The sequence below is a fragment of the Clostridium sp. MCC328 genome, assembly GCF_018785465.1.
GTDB classification, from domain to species: domain Bacteria; phylum Bacillota; class Clostridia; order Lachnospirales; family Lachnospiraceae; genus Pilosibacter; species Pilosibacter fragilis.
Window position 1 is genome coordinate 624 of record NZ_WQPW01000127.1, and the last position, 4633, is coordinate 5256.

The 4633-nt window shown below is 41.4% G+C and carries 6 protein-coding genes and 2 pseudogenes; all 8 read left to right on the forward strand.

Annotation, left to right across the window (positions count from 1 at the left end):
- On the forward strand, window positions 1-208 hold a 208-nt coding region (locus GPK83_RS15295; RefSeq protein WP_215705177.1), incomplete at its 5' end, for a DUF3847 domain-containing protein.
- Window positions 209-645: 437 nt separating this feature from the next.
- Window positions 646-1299 (forward strand): hypothetical protein, encoded by a 654-nt coding sequence (locus tag GPK83_RS15300; protein ID WP_227612115.1) that lies wholly within the window; start codon window positions 646-648, stop codon window positions 1297-1299.
- Window positions 1300-1485: 186 nt separating this feature from the next.
- Window positions 1486-2094, forward strand: a pseudogene (gene mobQ, locus GPK83_RS15305) (MobQ family relaxase); the annotation flags it as partial.
- Window positions 2095-2113: 19 nt separating this feature from the next.
- Window positions 2114-2827, forward strand: a pseudogene (locus tag GPK83_RS15310) (tyrosine-type recombinase/integrase); the annotation flags it as partial.
- Between the two features lie 54 nt (window positions 2828-2881).
- The gene (locus GPK83_RS15315) at window positions 2882-3184 is read left to right on the forward strand and encodes a type II toxin-antitoxin system RelB/DinJ family antitoxin (RefSeq protein ID WP_015553867.1); all 303 of its coding nucleotides are present in this window, start codon (window positions 2882-2884) and stop codon (window positions 3182-3184) included.
- On the forward strand, window positions 3184-3504 hold the full coding sequence (locus GPK83_RS15320) for a type II toxin-antitoxin system RelE/ParE family toxin (protein ID WP_015553868.1): 321 nt from the start codon (window positions 3184-3186) through the stop codon (window positions 3502-3504). Before GPK83_RS15315 ends, GPK83_RS15320 begins: the two co-directional genes overlap by 1 nt.
- 49 nt (window positions 3505-3553) lie before the next feature.
- Complete coding sequence (locus GPK83_RS15325) at window positions 3554-3991, forward strand: SUKH-3 domain-containing protein (RefSeq protein WP_015553869.1); 438 nt, start codon at window positions 3554-3556, stop codon at window positions 3989-3991.
- A gap of 109 nt (window positions 3992-4100) precedes the next feature.
- Complete coding sequence (locus tag GPK83_RS15330; protein WP_117553305.1) at window positions 4101-4475, forward strand: SMI1/KNR4 family protein; 375 nt, start codon at window positions 4101-4103, stop codon at window positions 4473-4475.
- The last annotated feature ends 158 nt before the right edge of the window (window positions 4476-4633 follow it).

Below are 4633 nucleotides of genomic sequence, written 5' to 3' on the forward strand. Positions count from 1 at the left end.
GTTGCAGCACCAGTTAAAGCAGCTTACCCGAAAGGAACGGACGCACCGGCTCTGTACTCGTGGCGGTATGCTGGAAAGTTTTCTGCAAGAGCCGGAACGCCTGACAGACGATGATGTCATGCTGTTGTTGAAACTCATTTTTCACAGGCAGGACACGCAGGAACTATTGAAGAAACTGCTGGAACGGGAGAAGCCGGAAACCCCTTAGTTTACTAAGGGCGCAATTATACACCACCCGGAGGTTGGTGCATTGCGTTCTCCGAAGGCTCCTCGCCGGAGGGCTGTGATTTGTGCGAGCAATGAGCCGAACGAATATGCTTGCATATTCACTCGGCGAAAGCCGCAGCAGCCGACAGAATGTTGGCTTCCGCAGTCATGGTCTGCTCCAAATCATACAGGAGACGCTACGCCGTCTCCGCTCCGCTTCGGTCGGTGCAGGGCAAACGTCCACCGGACGTTTTGCACCCCTGCGCTGGCTGCCGCCAGCTACCCTTTTGTGGACTTGCCATCTGGGGACACCTTGCTTTGCAAGCTGTTCCCAGCCGACAAGTTTTACAAAATCTCTCTATACTTTGACGGTCGGGTAAAGTATAATGAAGTCGACGACAAATCGGAAGTGGCTTATTGTATTGGGAAGGAGAAGTTATGGACAGAATGGTAATTGCAGGTGGCTATGGGATCTGTTTATTTTCCGCAGACACCTTACAGGATTTTTTGAAGCGTGAGAAAATTCGGAAAAGAAAACTGTTAAGTCTTCTGCAAAAGGATAAAGAGCTTTATCTGAACACGCAACGAGAGGGAATTTTCATCCCGTTGGTAGGGATTGATCACTATAATTATGCAATCAAATTGGAAGGGCAGGACGAGCCCTTTGATGACCAGTGGGTGCAAAAAATCAGCTATGAGGGCTTTAATCTGGAAGTAAAAGATGGACTTTGGATTTCTGCTATTGAACAGCTTGAACCTTTTGAGCCAAAGGAATACCATATCAAGGAAGAAGAATTTTATACCACACCGGGGTACTTCGGTTCTGTGGAGCACTACCACTCCCCGTGGGAACGGTGGTATAAGTCAGAAACACCAGATGGTATCTGTACAATTTATACGGACATCAAGTATAATGTTCCCGCTGGAAAATATCTGCTGTCCATCAAAGGCTACACCCGAAAGGAACAACAGAAATTTCCTACCCCCAACTGTGGTTTTTTCTTTTCCTTTACAGAAGTAGATTCGTTTGAAGGTTTCAAGAATCCACGAGAATCTGATGAGTACGATTTTAATCTAGGAAGTATAAAGTAGAAAACTTTCAATTTGCCACCCACACATCGGGTCAACTTGTCCTGAACTTTTACAACTTAATACCCGCCGCCCTCACAGCGGCACACCGAGCAGGAAATCTGAAAAAGGTCTCCTGCTTTTTTTCTGCCCAAAATGGGGTGGTAAAACGCCACCCCATCCACCAATTACTGAAAGGAGGGACACGAAATGCCCTGTCCACACAATGAAATCACGATTGTGCAGCGCAGCCAGCGGCAGTCTGCGGTTGCCGCCGCTGCTTACCAGAGTGGCGAAAAGCTGTTCTGTGAATATGACCAGCAAGTGAAGCACTACCCGGAAAAGCGTGGCATCGTCCACAATGAAATCCTGCTCCCGGCAAATGCCCCACGGTCGTATGCAGACCGCAATACCCTATGGAACGCCGCCGAAGCGGTGGAGAAGCAATGGAACTCCCAGCTTGCAAGGCGTTGGGTGCTTACCATCCCCAGAGAGATACCGCCCGACCAGTATGCTGTCCTTGTCCGGGAGTTTTGTGAACAGCAATTTGTTTCCACCAAAGGCATGATTGCTGACTTTGCCATCCATGACCCCCATCCGCCGGGACACAATCCCCACGCCCATGTCCTGCTGACTATGAGGGCAATGGACGAACATGGGAAATGGCTTCCCAAGAGCCGTAAGGTTTATGACCTTGATGAAAACGGGGAACGGATAAAGCTGCCATCCGGCAGGTGGAAAAGCCACAAGGAGGATACGGTTGACTGGAACGACCAGAAGTATTGTGAAATCTGGCGGCATGAATGGGAGGTCATCCAGAAATATTCCGGTCATAAAGATAACGACCGAGATGCTACGAAAATATCTTGTAGAGTATCAAACGATAAATAATTGTGGAAAGGTAACTATTAATAATATTCGTAGAAGTCTTTCCACATTTTTTTCGTGGCTAGAGGAAGAGGATTATATTATAAAAAGCCCAATGAAAAGAATTCATAAGGTAAAGACTGCCGTTATTGTAAAAGATACCATTCCGGATGAGAAAATAGAAATTCTTAGAGATAATTGTAATAATCTGCGTGATAGGGCAATGATTGATTTTCTGCTTTCAACAGGAATTAGAGTAGGCGAATTGGTAAGGCTGAACATTGATGATATAGATTTCTCTGAGCGGGAATGCGTGGTTTATGGCAAAGGAGACAAAGAGAGGAAAGCATATTTTGATGCTAAGACCAAAATTCATTTGTTGAATTATATTGAATCAAGGACAGATAATAATATAGCGTTATTTGTGTCGTTAAACAAACCACACAGTAGACTTACTGAAAGCGGTGTGGAGTTACGATTACGAGAAATGGGGAAGAAGTTAGGTGTAGAAAAGGTACACCCACATAAGTTCAGAAGGACTATGGCCACCAGAGCAATTGAGAAAGGTATGCCGATTGAACAGGTACAGAAAATTCTGGGACATGAGCAAATAGATACAACGCTCAGATATGCAATGGTTAATCAAAACAATGTGAAGCTATCGCATCGAAAATATATTTCATAGATTGACTTGTAACGCAAAAGACGTTACAATAAAAGAAAGATGGAGGTGTATTCTATGGGAAAAACAGCAACATTAAATATAAGAGTAAATCCAGATGTAAAAGAAAATGCAGAAAGTGTATTGGCACAATTAGGGATACCAATGGCTACTGCTATAGATATGTATTTAAAACAAATATCATTAGTAGGAGGAATTCCCTTTTCTATTGTATTACCAAAAGCAGCTAATTCAGTGAATGCAGATATGATGTCTGTTACACAGATTCATCAAAAGTTAGAAAAAGGATATGCCGATATAGAGAAAGGAAATGTTGAGGATGCAGCTAGTGCGTTTGTGGCATTTAGAGAGAGGCATTAATGAAGCAATATAAGGTAGAGATTACAAAAGAAGCTTTGCAGGATATGGAAGATATATACAATTATATTGCTATAGATTTGCTTGCTCCGGATAATGCAATGGGGCAATATAATCGCATTGCTGATGAAATACTTACATTAGACACTTTCCCGGAACGATTTAGGATTATGGATTCTGAGCCGGAAAAGAGAATGGAGTTGCGTAGAATGCTCGTCGATAATTATTCAGTGTTTTACACAATCCGTGACGAAAGGGTAATTGTAACGGATGTGTTATACACGGCATCTGATATAGAAGCACGTTTGAGAGGCGAGCTATAAAAGCACGCGTTTATTTGAAGTTGCTTATTGTATTGGGAAGGAGAATTGTATGGAAACTACTACCTTACAACGGCTAAAGGCAGCTGGATGGAAATGTGGACGTAAAATTGATATTTCTGCTTTCAAAAAGAGATATAGAGAAATTGGATTGGAGATGCCAGCAAATGTAGAAGCTTTTCTTGAGGAATTTGGATTGCTCCATATTGAGAATTTGAAATGGTTTAGAGATGTCGATTTCAATCCGTTGGAAGCTATTGGAATAAATTTAGATGCGGAATATTTTGAAAATTTGTTAGATGAGTATGATATTAATACAACAACTTATCCGTTGGGAATGTGTTGCACAAATGAGCTGTTTTTAGTGATGACCATCACGAATGAATTTTATTGTTTTACAAATGGATGCTGCGAACTGTGTGGAATTGGCGTAGAAGATATGTTGGATTGTCTGATTGGCGAATGCAGAATATCTAAAACGATTGAATAATTTCGTTCTTATGTCAAATGCAATCTAAACAGAAACAAAGCGACAAGTTTCAGTAAGCCGGTGTGTTTAACGGAGAGACGAATTTGAATTTTACGGCGAGGTGAATGATATGGAAAAATGGGGAATGTTTGAATTTAATACGCCTTATGTTGGAGAAATTATCGAGAAAATAAATGATGTGGTATTACCAAACGATTACATAGAATTTATGAAAAAACACAATGGTGGCCAAGGCGATATTGGTGAAACATGGCTTATATTATATCGGTTAGAAGAATTACAAGAAATAAATGATGATTATGAAATTGAAGTATTTCTGCCGGATCACATTATTATTGGTTCAAATGGTGGTGGTGAACTTTATGGAATTGATAATAAGGGAAACTACTTTAATGTACCAGTGCTAATAGATGAAGATGATGTTGCTGTGCTTGGGACAGAGATAGAATTATTGCCAGATAAAATAAATGCACTTTGGGAATAGATTCTTTTGTTAGTTATATGACGAACAGTACATAAGCCTTGAGGTTTAAGGAGACAGAATGGTACATTGTGATTTCAGTAATAGTTTATATAAATATTTGGATATTTATCATAACGGGTTAAAAAAACTTGCAAACAAAGAAATGCAAGCAATCGTTG

Bases quoted from the DNA above. Each gene is read 5' to 3' on its own strand.
- GPK83_RS15300 (WP_227612115.1), top strand. From the start codon at position 646: ATGGACAGAATGGTAATTGCAGGTGGCTATGGGATCTGTTTATTTTCC.
- GPK83_RS15315 (WP_015553867.1), top strand. From the start codon at position 2,882: ATGGGAAAAACAGCAACATTAAATATAAGAGTAAATCCAGATGTAAAA.
- GPK83_RS15320 (WP_015553868.1), top strand. From the start codon at position 3,184: ATGAAGCAATATAAGGTAGAGATTACAAAAGAAGCTTTGCAGGATATG.
- GPK83_RS15325 (WP_015553869.1), top strand. From the start codon at position 3,554: ATGGAAACTACTACCTTACAACGGCTAAAGGCAGCTGGATGGAAATGT.
- GPK83_RS15330 (WP_117553305.1), top strand. From the start codon at position 4,101: ATGGAAAAATGGGGAATGTTTGAATTTAATACGCCTTATGTTGGAGAA.